Below are 18,552 nucleotides of genomic sequence, written 5' to 3'. Positions count from 1 at the left end.
CGAACGAAACTAAATTACACTAGAGGGTGGTGAAGGAATGAATATCGATAAGACCAATAGTTCTTCCTTTATTCAATCTTACCAAAAAATGCAAGTGGCTCCTGTGTCGAAAACAAAGCCATTGCAAAAAGAAGACGAGCTGCAAATTTCAAATGAGGCAAAAGCCATGTTCGAAAAAAATGCCAGTGTGGATGTTGAAAGACAAGAAAAAATTCAGTTGCTGAAAGCTCAAGTGGCATCAGGTGAGTATCAGGTAGACGCAGAAAAAGTAGCAGATAAAGTGCATCAATTCTGGTTTGATAAATAAGTAAAGCGCGTAAAAGAGGAGGAGACGGATGCTGAACTTAGTAGTAAATGCGCTGGACGAACTAATCAGCATACAAAAACAGCTTATCCGTTATGCCGAACGCAAGCAGACGGTGTTGATCGAACGGAAAGTCGATGAGCTAACCGAGCTTGTAAAAGAAGAAACCAAGCTAGTCAAACAACTTGGCCAATTAGAAGACGAACGGCAGCAACTCGTAGCCGACGTGTTGGAAGAGCATCCGGGTTTAACCTTTAGCCAGTTTGCCGAACAAATTCCAGATGAAGAGATAAAACAAGAGCTCTACTCACAATTGACAACGTTACAAATGCTGTTGACCGAGCTTCAAGCAAAAAACAAAACGAACGAAAAAATTCTTGAAGACTCGGTAAGCTTTGTTCAACATATGATTACCCAAGTAACAAAATCAAAACAACAGCATTTTAATTATCAATCACCGGCAAATCAGCAAAAACCACCAACAAACAATCAAGGCTTTTTTGATACAAGAGCTTAGGAATTGTTAGAGAGCGGGGAGAATTATGGTTTCAACATTTCACGGATTAGAATTAGGAAAACGCGGATTATCCGTCGGCCAGGCAAGCATTGCGACGACTGGACAGAATATCGCCAATGTTAATACAAAAGGCTATTCACGCCAACAAGTCAACTCAAGCTCGTCGCCATCTTTAGATATTTGGACAGGCCAAGGTGCTCATACAGGCCAACTCGGAACCGGTGTCACGATTGATTCGATTACACGTGTAAGAGACCGTTTTCTCGATCAGCAAGTACGCGATCATTCCGAAACACTCGGACAGTGGCAAGCCAAGCAAGCAACATTGGACCGCTTAGAAACGATCGTCAATGAACCGAGTGATAGCGGCTTAAGTAGCGCGATGGACGGATTGAAGAACGCGTGGCAAGACTTAGCTAACGAACCGGATAGTTTATCTGCACAAGCCGTTGTAAAAGAACGTGCACAAGGCTTTATCGACGTAGCACAATCAATGAACAAATCACTAGACAGTTTGAAAAGTGAACTGACACAACAATCTACCGAAACAGTGGCCGAAGCAAACGGCTATTTAAAACAAATCGCTGAGCTCAACAAAAGCATCGTCCGCGATGGCAGTCAATCAAATGACTTAAAAGACAAACGGGACGCGCTAGTAGAAGATCTTTCGAAATTGATGTCTGTAAAAGTAGAAGAAAAAGCAAATGGCAGTTACTCGATTAGCCTCACTTCCAACAACCAAGCGCTGGTCACAGGTGAAGCAGTTTCTGAAATCACAGCCGAGGATGCAACGAATACCCCTCAAAAATTTGGTGGGAAATTAGCAGGGTTGGGCGAATCATTAAATACCGCAACAAAATATCAGACAAACTTAACAACTGTAGTTCGCGATTTTGTCCAAGCAAATGGCATGTCGGGAACGGGTGGCAAGGATCAAGCTTTATTCATTGGCGATGCCGCAAACTTTAAGCTGTCTGAGCTAAAAGTGAATTACGAAGCAGATCCTTTGGAACAACAAGCAGCAACAGGAAAAACAATCGCCGCTGCACAAAGTGATTTCAGAAAACTGGTCAGTCAACTCGGTGCAGAAAGTCAATCAGCGACCAACTCGGTTGCCAATCATAGTGCAGCACTTCAAGCGACAGAAAACCGCAGACAATCCGTAACGGGTGTTTCGCTCGATGAAGAAATGGCCAATTTGATCAAGTACCAGCATTCCTATAATGCGGCAGCGCGGTTAGTATCAATGACGGATCAAATGCTGGATACCATTATTAACCGAATGGGTAGCTAATAGCAGAAGCAACGTGGAGGGGAAAACATGAGAGTCACGCAACAGATGCTAAACCAGAATTCCATACGCAATATGAGCCAAAACTTGAGCCGCTTTGAAAAAATCAATAACCAAGTATCGAGTGGCAAACTGCTTCACCGCCCATCGGACGACCCCAATGGTGTCAGTAAAGCGATGAACCTAAAAAGTACGCTTGCCACCAACGCACAATTCGAGCGAAACACAGGCGAAGCCAAACTGTGGATGGACGAAACCGGTCAAAACATCGACTCCATGGTCAATGCCATGCAGCGGGTGCGCGAAATAGCGGTTCAAGGAAATAATGGTACGTATTCAGAGCTGGATCAGACAGCAATGGCCGCTGAAATAGAAGAATTGACAAAGCACATGCGGCAACTGGCAAATGCTAAAGTCAATGGCAAGTCCTTGTTTAATGGTCAAAAAACCGGCGAATTGCCTTTCCCTGAAAAAGGAGACATGACGCCAAGTAGTGCGGACTTAGTCGCTAAAACCTTTACGATCGGAGAAGGCATCAGCATTCAATCGAGTGTTTTGCCCGAGCAGTTGTTTGGCGCTTCAGCTGATGCGGCGAACCTCTTTAACACACTGGAAAGCATGTCCGCCAATTTAAAGGCTGGAACTGCCATCGATTTGGAAAAAATTGATGCCGGAATTGACCGGTTGTTGACAGTGGGCGCTGAAAACGGTGCACGACAAAATCGTCTAGAAGCCGTTGAAAATCGCTTGCTTGCCAGCAATCTTGAAATCAAATCGATGTTGTCAAGAGTGGAAGATATCGATTACGCAGAAGCCGTTATCAAGTTAAAGAGCGAAGAAAGCATCTACCAAGCCAGCCTCGCCGCAACATCAAAAATCATCCAGCCAAGTTTGATGGACTTTTTGAGATAAGAAGTTATGCTGATATTACACAAACCAGCTCCGCTTTCCTGCGGGCGAGCGCCAAGCCGCTTCGTCGCTACGCTCCTGCAGGGTCTCGGCTGTCTCGCTTTCCCGCGGGAGTCTCCACTGGTTTGCTCCATATCTTAAATAAGTCGAACTGGTTATTGATGATAAAGATTGCTACTAATCATTTGTTACCATGCTTCCTAGAAGAAAGAGCGGAAGGCGGCGACTCCTGGGGGATCAGCGCGAGCTGAAGACCCTGGACTGAGCAGAGCGAGGGAAGCGGCTGAAGCCGTGCCCCCCGGAAAGCGTCCGCCTGGAGCGATTTCTTCCGCACAAGCTACATAGAAAAAAGAGCAGGCACCCCGCGGGGTGCCTGCTCTTTTTTTGTTATCCCTTAATTGTATTAACTAATCCCATCATGTCATCTGCGTAGGAAATCGCTCTTCCTTGTGATTGAAATAGCCGTTGCGTGGAAATCAATTCCGCCATCTCATCAGTCAAATCGACATTGGACATTTCCAACGCGCCTTGTTTGATGCCAATCGTTCCATCCGTTTGCTGGGACAAATCGATTAACTGTAAATTGCCATTTGCGAGTTGTTCAGCTTCAGTACCGGTCAGGCGAAAAAGATTGCCACCTATTTTTTCGAGTGAGCCTTGCCGGTTTATCTGGGCAATACCCATTTGGATTTCAGTAGGTTGCTTAGTGGCATCGGTATAAGAAATTTCCAAAGTGCCATTCCCGCTTAACTGAATATCCTTATAATCAGCATCGAAAACGATGGGCTGATTGGTAGCTCCGAGTACCGCATCCCCGTTCGAGGTAACCAAACTCACTTGATTGGAGTTGGGAACTGGTTGAACTTGAAAAGATCCGTCTTTTGTATAAAAAGTATTGCCCTCAGCGGCAATGCGGAAGTAGGCGGATTCCCCTTGGATCATAAAATCGAGAGGGCGATCGGTTTGGCGAATCGAACCTGGCTCATTGCGAACAGCGGTTTGGGACAGAATCGCGCCGGCGCCAATCCGTAAACCGTAAGGCGTGGTTCGTCCAATTTCATTTTGTTGACCGACTTGTTTTTCGATAGACTGGACGAGTGCATCTGAAAAACTCGCTTCTTGCCGTTTATAGCCATTGGTGTTGACGTTGGCGATATTGTTGCCAATCAAGTCGATTTTCTTTTGCAGTTCACTCATCGTGTTACTCGCAGTATTCATTTGGATATTCAATGGTTCACTTCCTCCTAAACGCGTCCGATTTCATTGACGGCTTTTTCCATGCTGCGGTCGTATGCTTGAATTACTTTTTGGTTGGATTCGAAGCCGCGGTATGTCGTCATCATGTCTGTCATGGTTTTGGTCAAGTCCACATTCGATTGTTCAATAAATCCTTGTTTTAAAAAGCTGTTTGTGCCAGCAAGTCGAGCAACATTATCGATAAACTGAGGAGCAGCTTCTGCATCTCCCGTCCAGCGTAAAAGATTCTGACCTTCTTTTACAAATTGCTGTGGGTTGTCCGTGTGACCAATCCACAAGCGATCGCCTTGTGTACCATCTGCTAGAATAAGTTGGCCATTGTCTTGGACAGTAAAATCGGCTGAACCAACTTGAATGGGTTGTTGGTTTTCGCCGAGAACAGGAAAGCCGTCACTAGTCGTTAAAAATCCTTCAGTGTTTACTGCGAAAGAGCCGTTTTTTGTGTAACGCATCTCACCGTTTTCAGCTGTCACTGCGAAAACCATCGACCCTTTTTGTTGGGTATCCGTGTTTAGTGGTAATAATTCATCCAACAACGCCATATCTGTTGAATTTCCAGTTTCTCGTAACGGACCTTGAAGAAAAGACGGAATACCCTCCTGTGGATATACTCCTGTAGTCAAACTACCGATATTTTGGGGGACTATTGTACCTTTTTTTCCGTTTTCGATCGCTACGATGAGTTGGTCTGGAAATGCGCGTAAGACGGCTTTGTCTTCTTTAAATCCTGGAGTATTGGCGTTTGATAGGTTATTTGTCAATATTTGTTGATTCCTATTATTGGCCATCATCCCTGATGTAGCAGTATATAATCCGCGAAACATAGGTTTTTCTCCTTCTTATTAACATAATGATAGATATCGCGTAGCATAACATTAACGAATGAATAAAAATAGTGTCTTATTGATTAATATGGAAGAAATATCATTTTATATTTATAAAAAGAAAAATATACAAAATTATTGAAACATGATACTATCACTTTGTTATTAATTTTTGAAAATAGTACAAAATGATGAGTTTAATAAAAAAATAATAGAATATCATGATGAAAATGGCAAACTTACTCGAAAGGTAAAGACGCAAAGCTACGGGCCTAAATACACAGTGTACAAGGCAGCCGGGTTACCTAAGTGGTATATTTGATAAAAATCCACTTTTTTTAAGTGGGTTTTTATTAGCATATTGATTGTAAAAAAAAGGAGTTTATCGATGAATATATTCCCTAAATCTCTAGAGACCATGGAACAAGCTTTATCGGCTTCTACACTTAAACAGCGAGTTCATTCAGCGAATATCGCCAATGTAGACACGGCTAATTACAAAAGCAAAAAAGTAGATTTCCAAGCAGCGCTCGATACAGCGATGAATCAGCAAAGTCTTTCAAGCTATAAAACAGACAATCGCCACCTGTCGTTTAGCAATGAAGCGGCTGTAGGATCGACTAAAGTTTTAACAAACAACTCAACCCAATATAATAACAATGGCAATAATGTCGACATGGATGTCGAGATGGCTGAACTGGCAAAAAACCAATTATGGTACAACGCCGTAACCGAACGGGTCAACGGCAAACTCAATAGTCTTAGCTCTGTTATTAATGGAGGGAGATAACAAAAATGAGTTTATTCAGTGGATTTAATATTAGTGCTTCAGGGCTGACGGCTAACCGAATGCGCATGGATGTGGTCTCTGCGAACATCGCAAACGCCAATACGAACCGTGCCGAATTAGTGGACGGGGAATGGGTGCCGTACCGAAGAAAATCAGTTGAGTTGTCTCAAAGTGGAACCTCGCCTTTTGCCAATCAATTGCAGTCGGCAATGAATAGGGGAAACACTGCAGTGACAGGTGTTAACGTGTCGGAAATTAGAGAAGACCAGACGCCTTTTACACTAACGTATGATCCGGAACATCCAGATGCTGGAGAAGACGGCTATGTTCGTTCATCCAACGTGGATCCACTAAAAGAAATGGTCGATTTGATGTCGGCAACCCGTTCGTACGAAGCAAACGTCACGGCATTGAATGCATCAAAAAGCATGTTTATGAAAGCTTTGGAAATCGGCAAATAACTCACTTTACTTAAGGTGAAAGAAATTGCTCCAGGCGGACGCTTTCCAAGAGATGGTCCAAAGGAATTTGGACCATCTCTTTGCGACGAAGCTAGCGCAGCGATGCAGGAGCAGCGGTTTCCTAGTGGCACCTACTTAAAATAGTCGGCGCCTTCCGCTTTTTCTTCTAAGAGTCGTGAAGTCACTTATTACTAAATGCTTGATTAGTGAATAACAATTAAGATATGGAGCAAAACAACGGAGACTCCTGCGGAATAGCGAGACGACCAAGACCCCGCAAGGAGCAGAGCGACTGAGGAGGCTTGGGTGCGAGCCCGCGGAAAGCGCAGTTGGTTTGCGGAATATCTCCAGAAAAATGACAAAGCTAAACCTACTATAACTACCTAGGAGGCACCATGGAAAAAATCAGCGGGATTCAAACGCCTTTTATTCAAAACCAATTATTCGACAAAGTGAAGCCGGATAACAAAGTTGAAGGGTTCGGAGAAATATTCAAAGATGCATTAAAAGGAGTAAGCAAAGCACAAAACGAATCAGATAAATTGACCAATCAATTGGTGACAGGAGAAGTTCAGGATGTTCATGAAGTAATGATCGCTTCGCAAAAGGCCAGCTTGTCGTTGCAAATGACGATGCAGGTACGAAATAAAGTGGTTGAAGCTTATCAAGAAGTGATGAGAATGCAAGTATGATTGAAACCGGCAGGATGATGATGAAATGAAAGAAAAGCTTTTAGTATTCAAAACGAAAATGAGCGAATCATGGACCAGTTTTTCTCCTGTAACGAAATGGTCTGTTATCGGCTCTTTTTTTATCACATTAATGATTTTAGGAATCTTCGTTTTCTTTAGCAATCAATCTAATTTTTCTGTATTGTATTCTGATTTGACGGCGGCCGAAGCTGGTGAAATCAAGACGGCGATTGAAGAACAAGCGATTCCTGTGGAAGTGTCGGCAGATGGTAAAACGATCAGTGTGCCTGAAGAGCATTTGGCTAATTTGAAAGTAAGTTTAGCAGCTGAAGGCATTCCGAAAAACGGCAATGTCAATTACGGTACGTTTAGTGAAAATATGGGACTCGGGATGACCGATCGTCATTTTGATGTGGTTGAACGGGATGCGATGCAAAATGAGTTAGCGTATTTGATTGAGCAAATTGACGGAGTGACAGAAGCCAATGTCATGATTACGTTGCCAAAGGAAAATATTTGGATTACCGACGAAGAGCAAACGTCAACGGCTTCGATTGTGGTTCAAGGTGATTCGACTTTGCAGTTGGATCAAAAGCAAATTAATGGCTTGTATCATTTAATCAGTAAATCAGTGCCAAGTTTGCCGCCAGAACAAATTGTGATTATGGATCAAAACGGCCAAGTGTTTGAAGTGCAAGATGCCAATCAAGCAGATACCAATTTGTCGGTTTACCAGCAGCATCGTGAAATTCAAAAAGGCATTGAACAAGATATTCAGCGAGAGTTGCAACAAATGCTTGGCTTATTATTAGGTCAGGATAAAGTGGTTGTTTCTGTTATGACGAATATCGATTTCACTAAAGAAAAACGAGAAGAACAATTAGTGGAACCGGTTGATGTTGAAAATAACGAAGGCTTGGATATTAGTGTTGAACGAATTGTTGAAACGTATTCAAGTGAAGGAACAGTTATTGAAGATGCAGCGGGAACCGGAGAAACGGAAGTGGCTAATTATCCAGGTGTAGACGGTGCTGGAAACAGTGAATCTGAACGAACAGAAGAACGCATTAACAGCGAAGTCAACCGAATCAATCGCCAAATTGAAAAGAGCCCATATGTCGTTGATGACATTACAATCAACGTTGGTGTAGAGCCGCCGATTCCGGATAACCCGGCAAGTTTGACGCAAGAAAACATTGCGGATATCAGTAATTTATTGAAAAATGCAGTGAGTACATCGCTAAGCATGAATGAATTTCAAGCGACAGATGTTGAATTGGAAGATCGAATTTCCGTTTTTGCAACCGAATTCCAAGGACGTCCAGCTGTTGAAGATGAAAAGCCAGAAGTGACATTTTTCGCTGGTATTCCTAATAATCTTCTGCTAGTAATTGGAGCGGCAATTGTGCTGGTAATTGTGATTATTGTTGCCTTGTTATTCCTTCGTAGAAAGAAAAAAGTGGATATAGAAGAAGAAGAATATAGTTTTGAAGGGTTCGAACAGGCATTAGCCAAATCAAATTTACTAGAACCCGAAGAGGAAGAAATCGATTTGTCTGAGTTTAGTAATCGATCCAATCCGAAGCGAAAAACGATTGAAAAGCTTGCCAAAGGACGACCTGAAGACTTTACGAAATTGTTGCGGTCATGGATGGCAGATGACTAGGAGAGTGTCTAATGGTTAGAGGAATACATGATTTAACAGGGATTCAAAAGGTAGCCATTTTATTGGTTGGTTTGGGACCTGAAGTTTCTATTGAGATATTCAAGCAATTGACCGAGCCAGAAATTGATCAACTGACGATGGAGATTTCCAATGTTCGGCAGTTGAAAAACAGTCAAACGGAAAGAGTCATTAATGAATTTTATGAAATGATTTTGGCGCAGGATTATATGAATGAGGGTGGGTTGGTTTATGCCCGAAACATTCTCGAACAAGCGCTGGGGAAAGACAAAGCAATGGACACGATTAGTCGTTTGTCGAACCGACTTCAAGTAAAACCGTTTAGTTTTGCTCGAAAAGCAGACCCTAATCAGATTTTAAACATTCTTCAACACGAACAAGCGCAAACCATTGCGTTAGTGCTGTCTTATTTAGATGCGAAACAATCCTCTAAAATTTTGTCTGAGCTACCAAGTAGCAAACAAGTGGAAGTTGCAAGACGTATTGCTTTAATGGAAAGCACTTCCCCAGACGTTATCCATCAAGTCGAGCAAATTTTGGAACGGAAGCTGACTGCGACTGGCAGCCAAGATTACACCGCGACTGGAGGAGTTGAAGCCATTGTTCGCGTGTTGAGCAATGTGGACCGCAGTACAGAAAAATCCATTTTGGGCGAACTTGAAAAAGACAATGCCGAACTGGTTTCAGAAATCAAGAAACGGATGTTTGTCTTTGAGGACATCGTCAAACTTGAAAGTCGTTCTGTTCAACGAATTGTCCGTGAAGTTAGCGATGCTGATTTGACATTTGCATTAAAAGTAGCAAGCGAAGAAGTGAAAAACAGCATTTATCAAAATATGTCGACACGTCGAGCAGAGGCTATCCATGAAGAAATCGAAGTTATGGGTCCAGTAAAACTGAAAGATGTAGAAAATGCGCAAACAAATATTGTTGGCTTGATTCGTAGTATGGAAGAAAAAGGAGAAATTGATGTATCGCGTGGAGGAGGAGAAGAAATAATTGTCTAATATTATTCGACTTTCCCAGCCTCTTTCTGAAGAAATGAAAATTATTCAGACACGCAAAATTGAGACTCAAAAACCTGTTTTTACTGATCCCAAAATAGATCCGAGGCAACAGCAACAGCAGTTGCTTCAAGAAATCAATGAATTGGAAGCTAAGCGAGAGCAATTGCAGGCTCAACTCGTAAACGATCAGCAAAATGCACAACGAGAAATCGATGAGTGGTGGCAAGAAAAGCAACAAGAATCACAACAGCATGCGCAAAGAGTCGAACAACAAGCAAAGCAACAAGGGTTTCAGGCTGGATTTACAGAAGGACTGGAACAAGCGGAGCAAGACAGCGTTGAAAAACGAGCAGAAATGACTCGTTTACTGGAAATAGCCTATGAAGAAAAGGCCACTATTATTCAGCAAGCCGAACCTTTCTTGCTGTCACTGAGTGTGACGATTGCCGAAAAAGTGATCCATAACGAACTGATACAAGATAGACAGCAGTTATTGAGCATTATTCAGCACGCATTAAAGCAAGTAGAAGAAGCTGAAGACGTCACGATGCAAGTTTCTCCCGAAGATTACTCGGTCATTATTCCCTTTTTAGAGGAGTTAAAAACCTATATCAAAGCCGATTCAGAATTAAAACTAGTTCCTGTAGCGAATCTGACATCAGGTGGCTGCAGAATTCATACAGCGAGTGGATCTTATGATGCGATGATTGATCATCAACTAGAAGAAATCAAAAATCAATTGCTCGCTTACTGTGAGGAGAAAACCAACGATGAACTTGTGGGAAGATGAATACCTGGAATTGCTGAGTGACATTGAACCGATCAAAAAGCACGGGAAAGTGATTCAAGTAATTGGTTTGACGATTGAATCACGAGGACCTAATGCAAAAATTGGTGAATTGTGTTTGCTTTACCCAAATCGCAACGAGCCACCGATTGAAGCCGAAGTTGTTGGATTTAAAGAAAACAGAATCATGCTCATGCCACTTCAGGATCTTTCGCAAGTTGGACCCGGTTGTTTAGTCGTCGCCACGGGAGGGCCACTGCAGATTAAAGTGGGGCCTTCTATTTTAGGGAAAGTTTTGGACGGAACGGGGATGCCACTTGATGAAAGCTTATTGCCTCGGGGGTTGAAAAAATATTCTACTAATAATGCCCCGCCGAACCCGTTAAAGCGCCCGAGAATCGATAAACCTTTAGAAGTCGGAGTTCGTGCCATTGACGGTTTGCTAACTGTTGGCCAAGGTCAACGCATTGGGGTATTTGCCGGAAGTGGTGTTGGGAAAAGTACGTTGATGGGCATGATTGCTCGCAATACAGAAGCAGATATTAATGTCATTGCGCTCGTTGGAGAACGTGGCCGTGAAGTTCGTGACTTTATTGAACGTGATTTAGGTCCTGAAGGGCTGAAGAAATCCGTCGTCGTCGCAGCAACCTCCGATCAAACACCCATGCAGCGCATTAAAGCCGCACTAACCGCAACAGCGATTGCTGAATATTTCCGGGACCAAGGAAAAAACGTCATGTTGATGATGGATTCGGTGACGCGTTTTGCGATGGCACAACGTGAAGTGGGGCTCGCAGTAGGCGAACCACCAACGAGTAAAGGCTATACCCCAAGCGTTTTTGCATTGTTACCGAAATTACTCGAACGCTCGGGTACTTCCAGTAAAGGGACGATCACCGCTTTTTATACTGTTTTAGTAGATGGAGACGATATGAACGAACCGATTGCCGATGCGGTGCGCGGAATTTTAGATGGACATATTGTGTTGGACCGAAAAATTGCTCAAAAAGGTCAATTTCCAGCGATCAATGTAATGGCGAGTGTTAGCCGGGTGATGCACGAAGTGGTATCAGAAGAACATCAACAAGCCGCACGAGATTTCAAACGTCTGTTAGCAGCTTACGAGACTTCTGAAGATCTGATTAATATCGGAGCCTACAAGAGTGGTGCAAATAAAGAGATTGATGACGCCATTCGAGCGTATCCATTGATCCGAGAATATTTGCAGCAAGACATTTACGAGAAAGCCAAAATAGAAGAAAGTGTTGAACGGCTATCCGCACAATTTGGAGGGATTTAAACTGACACAATTCAACTTTCGATTTCAAAAGATATTGGATTTAAAAGAAAATGAAAAGGGCTTTGCGCAGATCCAAATGGCTGAAGCTATCAAACAACATGAAGTAGGACATCAGCAAAAAAGAATGATTCAAAAGAAAATCTCAGATGCTGAGTTATTAAAAAATGCCAAACAGCAAAGTGGCGTCAACATTTCAGAACTTCGCATGTTAGAAGACTATATTTATCAGCTTCAAGGTCAATCGCTTTCTTCCGAAAGAGAATTGGAACATTTACAGAAAAAAGTTTCAGCGTCTCAAGGTGTATTGCAAGAAAAAGCGAAAGAAGAAAAAACGTGGGAAAACTTAAAGCAACAAAAGTTAACACATTTCCAAGAAGAAAACAAAGCGGCCGAACAAAGCTTTTTTGACGAAATGGCCAGTACGCGGTTTTATCGCTTAGCTAAGGCAAATAACTTGGCGGAAGGGACTTGAACGTATGGAAGCTTTAAAGCCGACGTTTCAACAAACCATTAGCCCTGTCACGAAAACAACTTCGAAACCTGTTGTGAATCAAGCGGCATTTGCTTCTTTACTGGAATCATTGGCACTTCCACCTGTTAGCGAACCACAAGCACCTACAGAAAACCTGTTGGAAAACGTGGAATCTGTGCTAGCGTCTTTACAAGAACTACTAGTTGAAGAGCCAACAACTGAGCAGCAGGAAATTCAATACGCCATTCTGCAGTTGCAGCAACTGCAGGCTGACAACAAGCCAACTGGTTTGGCAGCGCCCGGTCAGGTAGCTGCGAATGCATCAGAAGATCCTAGTCAACTCGTTCCACTGCTTCAGAAAATACAACAGCAGCTCCAAATTTTAGTCGAACAATCAGCTGGAGAAACTGTGAAATCCCTGATGCTGAACGAGGTAGAAGGAAAAGCGAATAAGACAAGCGTTAATGGCCTAACACAACTTTCTAAACAACTCGATGATTTGTTGGGGATGCTTGAAAAACAACAAGCCCTAATCACTACGAGTCTTCAACTAAAGCCGGTTATAGCGTCTAGTGAAGAAAGTCGTGCGGTAAAGGATATTCCCACACTTGTTGGTGAATTACTGAAGCCAGTGAGCAACAGTTCTAAGGTGTCTGTTGAAATGCAAGAGGCGTTAAAAGAACTTGAAGCAGGAGAAGGGAAGGTTGTTCCGAAGCTCCAAAGTGGAGAAGAACTTCAAACTCCCAAAGAATCCATAGAAGTGAAAGCGACTCCAGATCTAGCTGCGCAGCCTTTAACGATGACAGCAGATGCTGGAAAGGTTGCCGGGACTCTTGTAAAAGCAGAAGCCAGTCTACAGCCAGTTCCATTAGTACGTTTACCCAATCTTCTAGAAGACCTCGGCGGGATGTTGAAAAATTCAATGCGCTTAGTCGACGGCCAAGAAGGTATGAAAATGCGTGTTAATATTTTCCCGGAACATTTGGGACACCTTGAAATCTTATTGACATCAACCAATGGCAAGCTAGCCGCTCAAATTATGGCAAGCACACCGATGGCAAAAGAAGCGATTGAACTTCAGCTAAATCAGTTGAGAACTTCATTGATTCAACAGGGTGTGGAAGTTGAAAAAATTGAAGTGCTCGAACAAAGCCCACAGCAGCCTTTTAATCAGCAACAACCTCATGCAGAACAGCGGTTTACGCAACAACAAAGTAAAAATTCGCGTAGTGGTCATAGCTATTTTCAGTCTGAAGAAGACGTAGTTAAAGAAACAACAAAGCGATTGCCTGAAGGCTTACCAAAAGTAGATTACACCGTATAGAAGAAAGGGTGTTTGGATGAACATTTCGACAGCGACAACGGGAGCGGCTACTGCCGCAGCGCCAGTGGCCAAGACGGCACCAACAAATGCACTTGGACAAGATGCATTCCTTAAAATTCTAGTGACTCAAATGCAACACCAAGATCCGATGGAGCCGTTAAAGGACACCGAATTTATTGGCCAAATGGCTCAATTTACAAGCCTCGAACAATTGACCAATCTAAATAAAACGATGACGCAATTCGTCAACAATCAAGGAAATTCGTCATTGGCAGATTATGCGCATTTAATCGGAACATCGGTTAAGTGGCAGTCCGAAACAGCGTCAGGTGAAGGAATTGTCAAAGCCTTGTCCAGTAAAAACGGAGAAGTAATGGCAGAGCTTGAAGGATCAGATGTAAAAGTGCCAATCAACTCAATCATTCATATTGAAAAAACGACAGCACCAGCTAATAAACAAGAAACTGTGTAATCCATGGTGGATGAAACGCGGTTCTTGAAAGGGGAAAATTAAATGTTACGTTCAATGTACTCAGGTGTGTCAGGTATGAAAAACTTCCAAACAAAGTTAGATGTTATCGGGAATAACATTTCTAACGTTAATACAGTCGGCTACAAAAAAAGCACCATTAATTTTCAAGATTTGTTAAGCCAGAATATGTCGAGTAGTGGTGCGAATCCGATGCAAGTGGGTCTAGGTTCGGTAACTTCTTCCATCAACGTCAATCACAATGCAGGTTCATTAATGTCTACGGGGGTGGGAACTGATCTTGCCATTATGGGAGACGGCTTTTTCGTTGTGCAAGACCCAGAAGCTACTGGTACGGCAGGACGATACTTAACGCGTGCAGGAAATTTCACGGTAACAGCTGCAGGCGACTTAGTAACAGCTCAAGGGTATAAGGTTTTGAACAATGCCGGAAACGCGATTAACATTGATGCGAAAACCTATGAATCATTTAGTATTAATCGATTGGGTGAAGTGATTGGTAAAGCGGCAAACGGTAATGAAACAACTATTTCTTCTATCGGCGTATCAAAACCTGAAAATCCTTCAGGTCTTCGCAAGTTTGGTGGCTCACTATACGAGATGACGGAAATAGCGAGTGCGGGTGGTTTAGTTTTACAAACAGCTACAGCCGCTAAAACAGAAATCGGTTCTGGCATGCTCGAAATGTCCAACGTTGACCTAACGGAAGAGTTTACGGAAATGATTATAGCGCAACGCGGATTCCAAGCTAACTCAAAAACCATTACCACTTCTGATGAAATTTTACAGGAAATTATGAACCTAAAACGTTAATGGAAGGAGCTTAGTCCATCGAAATGATTAACTTAACTAGGTTAAACCGTTCATCTATCGTATTAAACGCAATCTATATCGAGCGACTAGAATCGACACCGGATACAGTGGTGACGTTAACAACCGGTAAGAAAGTCCATGTACTGGAAACTGTAGAGGAAGTTATGGACAAAGTAACCGATTATTACCGGAAGCTGAACATTTTACCTCGTTTGCATGAGCCGAACCTAGACGAATGAGGAGGCAATCAAGTTGACAGACGTTTTATCAAATGAAAATATCGAAACCATCCTTTCGGCAATGGGCAATCAAGAACCGAAAGTGATTGATAAAAAAAGAAATGTTCAAGCATATGATTTCAAGAAAGCGTTACGTTTTTCACAAGATCAAATCCGTACCTTATCGCGTATCCATGAGAATTTTTCGCGCTTGTTGACTTCTTATTTCTCGGCACAGCTTCGAACATTTGTTCAAGTGACCGTTGAAAAAGTTGAAGAGGTTTCTTATCAAGAATTTGTTCGAAATGTCCAAAAAAAATCGATGTTGGGTGTTTTTGAAGCAACACCGCTACAGGGCAGCATGGTGATGGATTTTTCTCCAGAGGTGGTATATGTCATGTTTGACCGGCTACTGGGCGGGCAAGGCAATCTCTTGCAGAAGGACAGTGAGTTGACTGAAATTGAAATCAGCGTCATTGAACGGGTGTTTTCAAAATCACTGGATTGTTTTGAAGAAGCCTGGTCATCTGTAGTGAAACTGTCTCCAGAACTCAGAGAGATTGAAGTGAATTCACAATTCCTAACCACTTCTCCTCCAAACGAAACGGTCATTTTAATCAAGTTGCAAACAAAAATTGGACACGCAGAAGGCATCATCAATATCTGTTTGCCTCACACAGTGCTCGAGCAAATTTTGCCGAAGCTGTCAGCGAAACATTGGCTGGCAAACCAAAAAAAGGCTGTTGAAACACATGAAATGGAAGCGTTAGAAGAAAAGCTGCAAAGCACCAAAATGGAAATCAAAGCGGTACTGGGAAAATCAACGATCGAACTTGGAGATTTCCTGAACCTGAAAAATGGCGATGTCATTCGTTTGGACGAATCTTACGAGTCACCTGTCACGCTTCAAGTAGACAACAAATTAAAATTTTATGCCCAACCTGGTGTTTCAAAAGGTCGGATGGCTGTACAGGTAACAGAACTATCGATTCAAGGAGTTCAATTTGATGACGACTAATCATCATTCTCCAGAAGAACGTAAAAATTCTTCGGATTACCAGAAGACAGGAGGAAAGGCGATGCCTGAAAACGCATTATCAAAAACAGAGACAGAAGCTATCATCGAATTATTGAACACGTCTCTAGGAGGTTCGGCTGCTTTACTCACGTCGTTGCTTGCAGAACAGGTTTTTGTCACTTCTCCAACGCTAACTGTGACCAGTCGAGATGCTGTATTTGGTTCTATCGGCGCACCGTTTTATGTGGCGCTTGGTGAATATACGGGTTCAGCTAGCGGAATGCAGGTTCTTGCTGTTTCTAAAAAGGACATGGATGCTGCATTAAAGACTACAGAGGACCAAACAGAATTTCAAGCGGTTCAAGAGTTGGTTAGTAAAATGTTTGATTCAGTGGCACAGTCGATGTCAGCGCTGTTAGAAAAAGAACTTGCTTACTCTTTGTCGGGTATGGACGTTGTGGACCAAACGGGTGAATTTTCGTTAGCTAACTTTACGAAAGAGCAGTGGTTTACAGAGTCGGAATTTCAGTTGAATGTTAGCGGAAAGCAAAACATCCGTTTTTGTTTATGTTTGCCTCTACCACTTGCAAAAACCTTGGTGGAGATTTTAACGGCACCGTTTAATCCGCAAGAACTAAAGGAGACAAGTGAAATGCCAAAGCAATCAGATGATGGGCTAAATGAGCAGGCTCAAGCAACACCGACCGTACAAAATGTTCAGTTTTCAAGCTTCGACAATACGGAAACAGCGCCATCTGCACCGAATAATTTGAATATGTTATTGGATATTCCGCTCCAAGTCACTGTGGAGCTAGGCCGTACAAAACGAGTGGTCAAGGAAATACTGGAAATCTCGCAAGGGTCTATTATTGAATTGGATAAATTAGCAGGAGAACCCGTTGATATCTTAATCAATAATAAATTGATTGCAGTTGGAGAAGTAGTTGTCATTGATGAGAACTTCGGTGTCCGGGTAACAGATGTATTGAGCACAGCTGAACGCATCTCAAAACTACGTTAATGATGGATAAAAGGAGTTTACTAAGAGTGCCTAAGTCAAGTTATATGTGGATGCCATTGCTCTTAGCGCTGTTGTTTTTGAGCGCAATGTCGGTACCACTAGCTGTTCAAGCCAGTCCGAATGTGGTGGAATGGCTAAATAATGAAGATCCGGTAGAAAAAACACCCGTTGATGATGTAGAAAGAGCACCGGTAGAAGAAAAAAGCTTAGCCGGTATTATTGTTCAATTAATCTTTTATACGTTGTTGATTGTGGTGATGATTTATGGACTTATTAAGTTTTTAGCGGCACGTCAGAAAAACCTGCAACCGAACCAAGCCGTTAAACTGATGGGTGGTACGCCGCTGGGCAATAACAAGTCGCTGCAAGTGGTGAAAATTGGCAGCCAGATGTACTTACTTGGCGTGGGTGATGAAGTAACGCTCATCAAGGAATTTTCAGATGCGATGGAAATTAACAACATTGAAAAAGACTTTGAGCAGCAACAACCCGCATTATCGAAAAACTTGTTTGATTTAACAAAGAAAAAGATGGAAGGTTTTTCAAAAAAAGCGCAAAAAAATGGCTTTGATCAGTTATTTAAGCAAAGCTTAAACAAACAAAAAGCCCAACAACAAGCGCTTGAAGATGAGTTTGAAAAAGAAACGCAAGACAAGGAAGGACGTCCGCTATGATTCCGGAAATCTTATCTGCTATTAATATTCCGGGCATTGATTTTGGCGCAGAGTCCCCTGAAGATGTCTCAACAACGCTTCAATTATTCTTCCTGCTAACGATTTTGTCTTTAGCTCCAGGAATTCTAATTATGATGACTAGTTTTACGCGGATCATCATCGTTTTGTCATTCGTGCGAACTGGACTCGGTACACAGTCGATGCCACCGAACCAAGTATTGGTTGGCTTGGCACTATTTCTAACATTTTTTGTCATGTCTCCTATCGTAGTAGAAATGAATGAAACTGCACTTCAACCGTATTTAGATGGCGACATGGCGCAACAAGAAGCACTGGATACCGCTATTGTGCCATTAAAAGAATTTATGGCAAAAAATACAAGAGAAAAAGATTTGGCTTTGTTTTTTAAATACGCGGAGCTAGAAAAACCTGACAGCATTGAAGAGATTCCGCTAACTTCATTGGTTCCGGCATTTGCTATTAGTGAGATGAAAACTGCTTTTCAAATTGGGTTTGTTATTTTTATTCCTTTCTTAATCATTGATATGGTTGTCGCCAGTACGTTGATGGCAATGGGGATGATGATGCTGCCGCCAGTCATGATATCGTTACCGTTTAAAATATTGCTATTTGTGTTGGTCGATGGCTGGTACTTAATAATCGAATCGCTGCTGGTCAGCTTTTGACGAAAGGAAGAAT

Annotated in this window: 22 protein-coding genes and 1 riboswitch; of the genes, 20 read left to right on the top strand and 2 right to left on the bottom strand. The window is 42.5% G+C overall.

Features of this window, described 5'->3' with window-relative positions:
- Positions 1 to 37: 37 nt before the first annotated feature.
- Genes flgM through flgL form a run of 4 tightly spaced genes read left to right on the top strand, consistent with a single transcriptional unit; the run spans position 38 to position 3,024 of the window.
- Positions 38 to 307, top strand: coding sequence for a flagellar biosynthesis anti-sigma factor FlgM (gene flgM / locus FQ085_RS10160; protein ID WP_149456509.1), 270 nt, complete (start codon positions 38 to 40; stop codon positions 305 to 307).
- 28 nt (positions 308 to 335) lie between these two features.
- Positions 336 to 821: a flagellar protein FlgN gene (locus FQ085_RS10155; protein ID WP_149456508.1), complete on the top strand. Its 486-nt coding sequence runs from the start codon at positions 336 to 338 to the stop codon at positions 819 to 821.
- Positions 822 to 846: 25 nt separating this feature from the next.
- Positions 847 to 2,115, top strand: a complete 1,269-nt coding sequence (flgK, locus tag FQ085_RS10150) for a flagellar hook-associated protein FlgK (protein WP_149456507.1) — start codon at positions 847 to 849, stop codon at positions 2,113 to 2,115.
- 27 nt (positions 2,116 to 2,142) lie between these two features.
- Complete coding sequence (gene flgL, locus FQ085_RS10145; RefSeq protein WP_149456506.1) at positions 2,143 to 3,024, top strand: flagellar hook-associated protein FlgL; 882 nt, start codon at positions 2,143 to 2,145, stop codon at positions 3,022 to 3,024.
- Positions 3,025 to 3,408: 384 nt separating this feature from the next.
- Here flgL and FQ085_RS10140 read toward each other — a convergent pair whose 3' ends face one another.
- The gene (locus FQ085_RS10140) at positions 3,409 to 4,251 is read right to left on the bottom strand and encodes a flagellar hook-basal body protein (RefSeq protein ID WP_149456505.1); all 843 of its coding nucleotides are present in this window, start codon (positions 4,249 to 4,251) and stop codon (positions 3,409 to 3,411) included.
- A 14-nt stretch (positions 4,252 to 4,265) separates the two neighbouring features.
- Positions 4,266 to 5,102, bottom strand: coding sequence for a flagellar hook-basal body protein (locus FQ085_RS10135; protein WP_149456504.1), 837 nt, complete (start codon positions 5,100 to 5,102; stop codon positions 4,266 to 4,268).
- Positions 5,103 to 5,324: 222 nt separating this feature from the next.
- Positions 5,325 to 5,411, top strand: a riboswitch (cyclic di-GMP riboswitch).
- Positions 5,412 to 5,490: 79 nt separating this feature from the next.
- Here FQ085_RS10135 and flgB point away from each other — a divergent pair.
- From flgB to fliP, 16 genes are all read left to right on the top strand, one after another.
- Positions 5,491 to 5,892 (top strand): flagellar basal body rod protein FlgB, encoded by a 402-nt coding sequence (gene flgB / locus FQ085_RS10130; RefSeq protein WP_058386670.1) that lies wholly within the window; start codon positions 5,491 to 5,493, stop codon positions 5,890 to 5,892.
- A gap of 5 nt (positions 5,893 to 5,897) precedes the next feature.
- The gene (gene flgC / locus FQ085_RS10125) at positions 5,898 to 6,353 is read left to right on the top strand and encodes a flagellar basal body rod protein FlgC (protein WP_058386669.1); all 456 of its coding nucleotides are present in this window, start codon (positions 5,898 to 5,900) and stop codon (positions 6,351 to 6,353) included.
- 395 nt (positions 6,354 to 6,748) lie between these two features.
- A complete protein-coding gene (gene fliE, locus FQ085_RS10120; RefSeq protein WP_058386668.1) occupies positions 6,749 to 7,045 on the top strand; it encodes a flagellar hook-basal body complex protein FliE in 297 nt (98 codons plus the stop codon).
- Positions 7,046 to 7,070: 25 nt separating this feature from the next.
- Positions 7,071 to 8,711, top strand: a complete 1,641-nt coding sequence (gene fliF / locus FQ085_RS10115; RefSeq protein ID WP_058386667.1) for a flagellar basal-body MS-ring/collar protein FliF — start codon at positions 7,071 to 7,073, stop codon at positions 8,709 to 8,711.
- Positions 8,712 to 8,722: 11 nt separating this feature from the next.
- The gene (gene fliG, locus FQ085_RS10110) at positions 8,723 to 9,736 is read left to right on the top strand and encodes a flagellar motor switch protein FliG (protein ID WP_058386666.1); all 1,014 of its coding nucleotides are present in this window, start codon (positions 8,723 to 8,725) and stop codon (positions 9,734 to 9,736) included.
- Positions 9,729 to 10,526, top strand: a complete 798-nt coding sequence (locus FQ085_RS10105) for a FliH/SctL family protein (RefSeq protein WP_058386665.1) — start codon at positions 9,729 to 9,731, stop codon at positions 10,524 to 10,526. The genes fliG and FQ085_RS10105 overlap by 8 nt, the downstream gene beginning before the upstream one ends.
- Positions 10,507 to 11,823: a flagellar protein export ATPase FliI gene (gene fliI / locus FQ085_RS10100; RefSeq protein ID WP_058386664.1), complete on the top strand. Its 1,317-nt coding sequence runs from the start codon at positions 10,507 to 10,509 to the stop codon at positions 11,821 to 11,823. The genes FQ085_RS10105 and fliI overlap by 20 nt, the downstream gene beginning before the upstream one ends.
- Positions 11,789 to 12,295, top strand: coding sequence for a flagellar export protein FliJ (gene fliJ / locus FQ085_RS10095; protein WP_262499782.1), 507 nt, complete (start codon positions 11,789 to 11,791; stop codon positions 12,293 to 12,295). Before fliI ends, fliJ begins: the two co-directional genes overlap by 35 nt.
- Positions 12,296 to 12,299: 4 nt before the next feature.
- Entirely contained in the window at positions 12,300 to 13,619 is a 1,320-nt protein-coding gene (locus FQ085_RS10090) for a flagellar hook-length control protein FliK (protein ID WP_058386663.1), read from the top strand.
- 16 nt (positions 13,620 to 13,635) lie between these two features.
- The gene (gene flgD, locus FQ085_RS10085) at positions 13,636 to 14,091 is read left to right on the top strand and encodes a flagellar hook assembly protein FlgD (RefSeq protein WP_058386662.1); all 456 of its coding nucleotides are present in this window, start codon (positions 13,636 to 13,638) and stop codon (positions 14,089 to 14,091) included.
- A gap of 42 nt (positions 14,092 to 14,133) precedes the next feature.
- A complete protein-coding gene (gene flgF, locus FQ085_RS10080; RefSeq protein WP_058386661.1) occupies positions 14,134 to 14,922 on the top strand; it encodes a flagellar basal-body rod protein FlgF in 789 nt (262 codons plus the stop codon).
- Positions 14,923 to 14,945: 23 nt separating this feature from the next.
- Positions 14,946 to 15,161, top strand: coding sequence for a flagellar FlbD family protein (locus FQ085_RS10075; protein WP_058386660.1), 216 nt, complete (start codon positions 14,946 to 14,948; stop codon positions 15,159 to 15,161).
- A 13-nt stretch (positions 15,162 to 15,174) separates the two neighbouring features.
- Positions 15,175 to 16,158: a flagellar motor switch protein FliM gene (gene fliM / locus FQ085_RS10070; RefSeq protein ID WP_058386659.1), complete on the top strand. Its 984-nt coding sequence runs from the start codon at positions 15,175 to 15,177 to the stop codon at positions 16,156 to 16,158.
- Positions 16,148 to 17,179 (top strand): flagellar motor switch protein FliN, encoded by a 1,032-nt coding sequence (gene fliN / locus FQ085_RS10065; RefSeq protein WP_058386658.1) that lies wholly within the window; start codon positions 16,148 to 16,150, stop codon positions 17,177 to 17,179. The genes fliM and fliN overlap by 11 nt, the downstream gene beginning before the upstream one ends.
- Positions 17,180 to 17,205: 26 nt before the next feature.
- Positions 17,206 to 17,853: a flagellar biosynthetic protein FliO gene (locus tag FQ085_RS10060; protein WP_058386657.1), complete on the top strand. Its 648-nt coding sequence runs from the start codon at positions 17,206 to 17,208 to the stop codon at positions 17,851 to 17,853.
- Positions 17,850 to 18,539 (top strand): flagellar type III secretion system pore protein FliP, encoded by a 690-nt coding sequence (gene fliP / locus FQ085_RS10055; protein WP_058386656.1) that lies wholly within the window; start codon positions 17,850 to 17,852, stop codon positions 18,537 to 18,539. The genes FQ085_RS10060 and fliP overlap by 4 nt, the downstream gene beginning before the upstream one ends.
- Positions 18,540 to 18,552: the final 13 nt, after the last annotated feature.

It is taken from the genome of Planococcus sp. ANT_H30 (assembly GCF_008369335.1).
In the GTDB taxonomy this organism is placed as follows: domain Bacteria; phylum Bacillota; class Bacilli; order Bacillales_A; family Planococcaceae; genus Planococcus; species Planococcus kocurii.
This window is presented reverse-complemented; position numbering and strand designations above follow the sequence as displayed.

Coding starts and splice junctions, on each gene's coding strand:
- fliE (WP_058386668.1), top strand. CDS start 6,749: ATGGAAAAAATCAGCGGGATTCAAACGCCTTTTATTCAAAACCAATTA.
- FQ085_RS10135 (WP_149456504.1), bottom strand. CDS start 5,102: ATGTTTCGCGGATTATATACTGCTACATCAGGGATGATGGCCAATAAT.
- flgD (WP_058386662.1), top strand. CDS start 13,636: ATGAACATTTCGACAGCGACAACGGGAGCGGCTACTGCCGCAGCGCCA.
- flgC (WP_058386669.1), top strand. CDS start 5,898: ATGAGTTTATTCAGTGGATTTAATATTAGTGCTTCAGGGCTGACGGCT.
- flgF (WP_058386661.1), top strand. CDS start 14,134: ATGTTACGTTCAATGTACTCAGGTGTGTCAGGTATGAAAAACTTCCAA.
- fliI (WP_058386664.1), top strand. CDS start 10,507: ATGAACTTGTGGGAAGATGAATACCTGGAATTGCTGAGTGACATTGAA.
- FQ085_RS10090 (WP_058386663.1), top strand. CDS start 12,300: ATGGAAGCTTTAAAGCCGACGTTTCAACAAACCATTAGCCCTGTCACG.
- fliN (WP_058386658.1), top strand. CDS start 16,148: ATGACGACTAATCATCATTCTCCAGAAGAACGTAAAAATTCTTCGGAT.
- flgM (WP_149456509.1), top strand. CDS start 38: ATGAATATCGATAAGACCAATAGTTCTTCCTTTATTCAATCTTACCAA.
- flgL (WP_149456506.1), top strand. CDS start 2,143: ATGAGAGTCACGCAACAGATGCTAAACCAGAATTCCATACGCAATATG.
- FQ085_RS10155 (WP_149456508.1), top strand. CDS start 336: ATGCTGAACTTAGTAGTAAATGCGCTGGACGAACTAATCAGCATACAA.
- flgB (WP_058386670.1), top strand. CDS start 5,491: ATGAATATATTCCCTAAATCTCTAGAGACCATGGAACAAGCTTTATCG.
- fliG (WP_058386666.1), top strand. CDS start 8,723: ATGGTTAGAGGAATACATGATTTAACAGGGATTCAAAAGGTAGCCATT.
- fliP (WP_058386656.1), top strand. CDS start 17,850: ATGATTCCGGAAATCTTATCTGCTATTAATATTCCGGGCATTGATTTT.
- fliF (WP_058386667.1), top strand. CDS start 7,071: ATGAAAGAAAAGCTTTTAGTATTCAAAACGAAAATGAGCGAATCATGG.
- flgK (WP_149456507.1), top strand. CDS start 847: ATGGTTTCAACATTTCACGGATTAGAATTAGGAAAACGCGGATTATCC.
- FQ085_RS10075 (WP_058386660.1), top strand. CDS start 14,946: ATGATTAACTTAACTAGGTTAAACCGTTCATCTATCGTATTAAACGCA.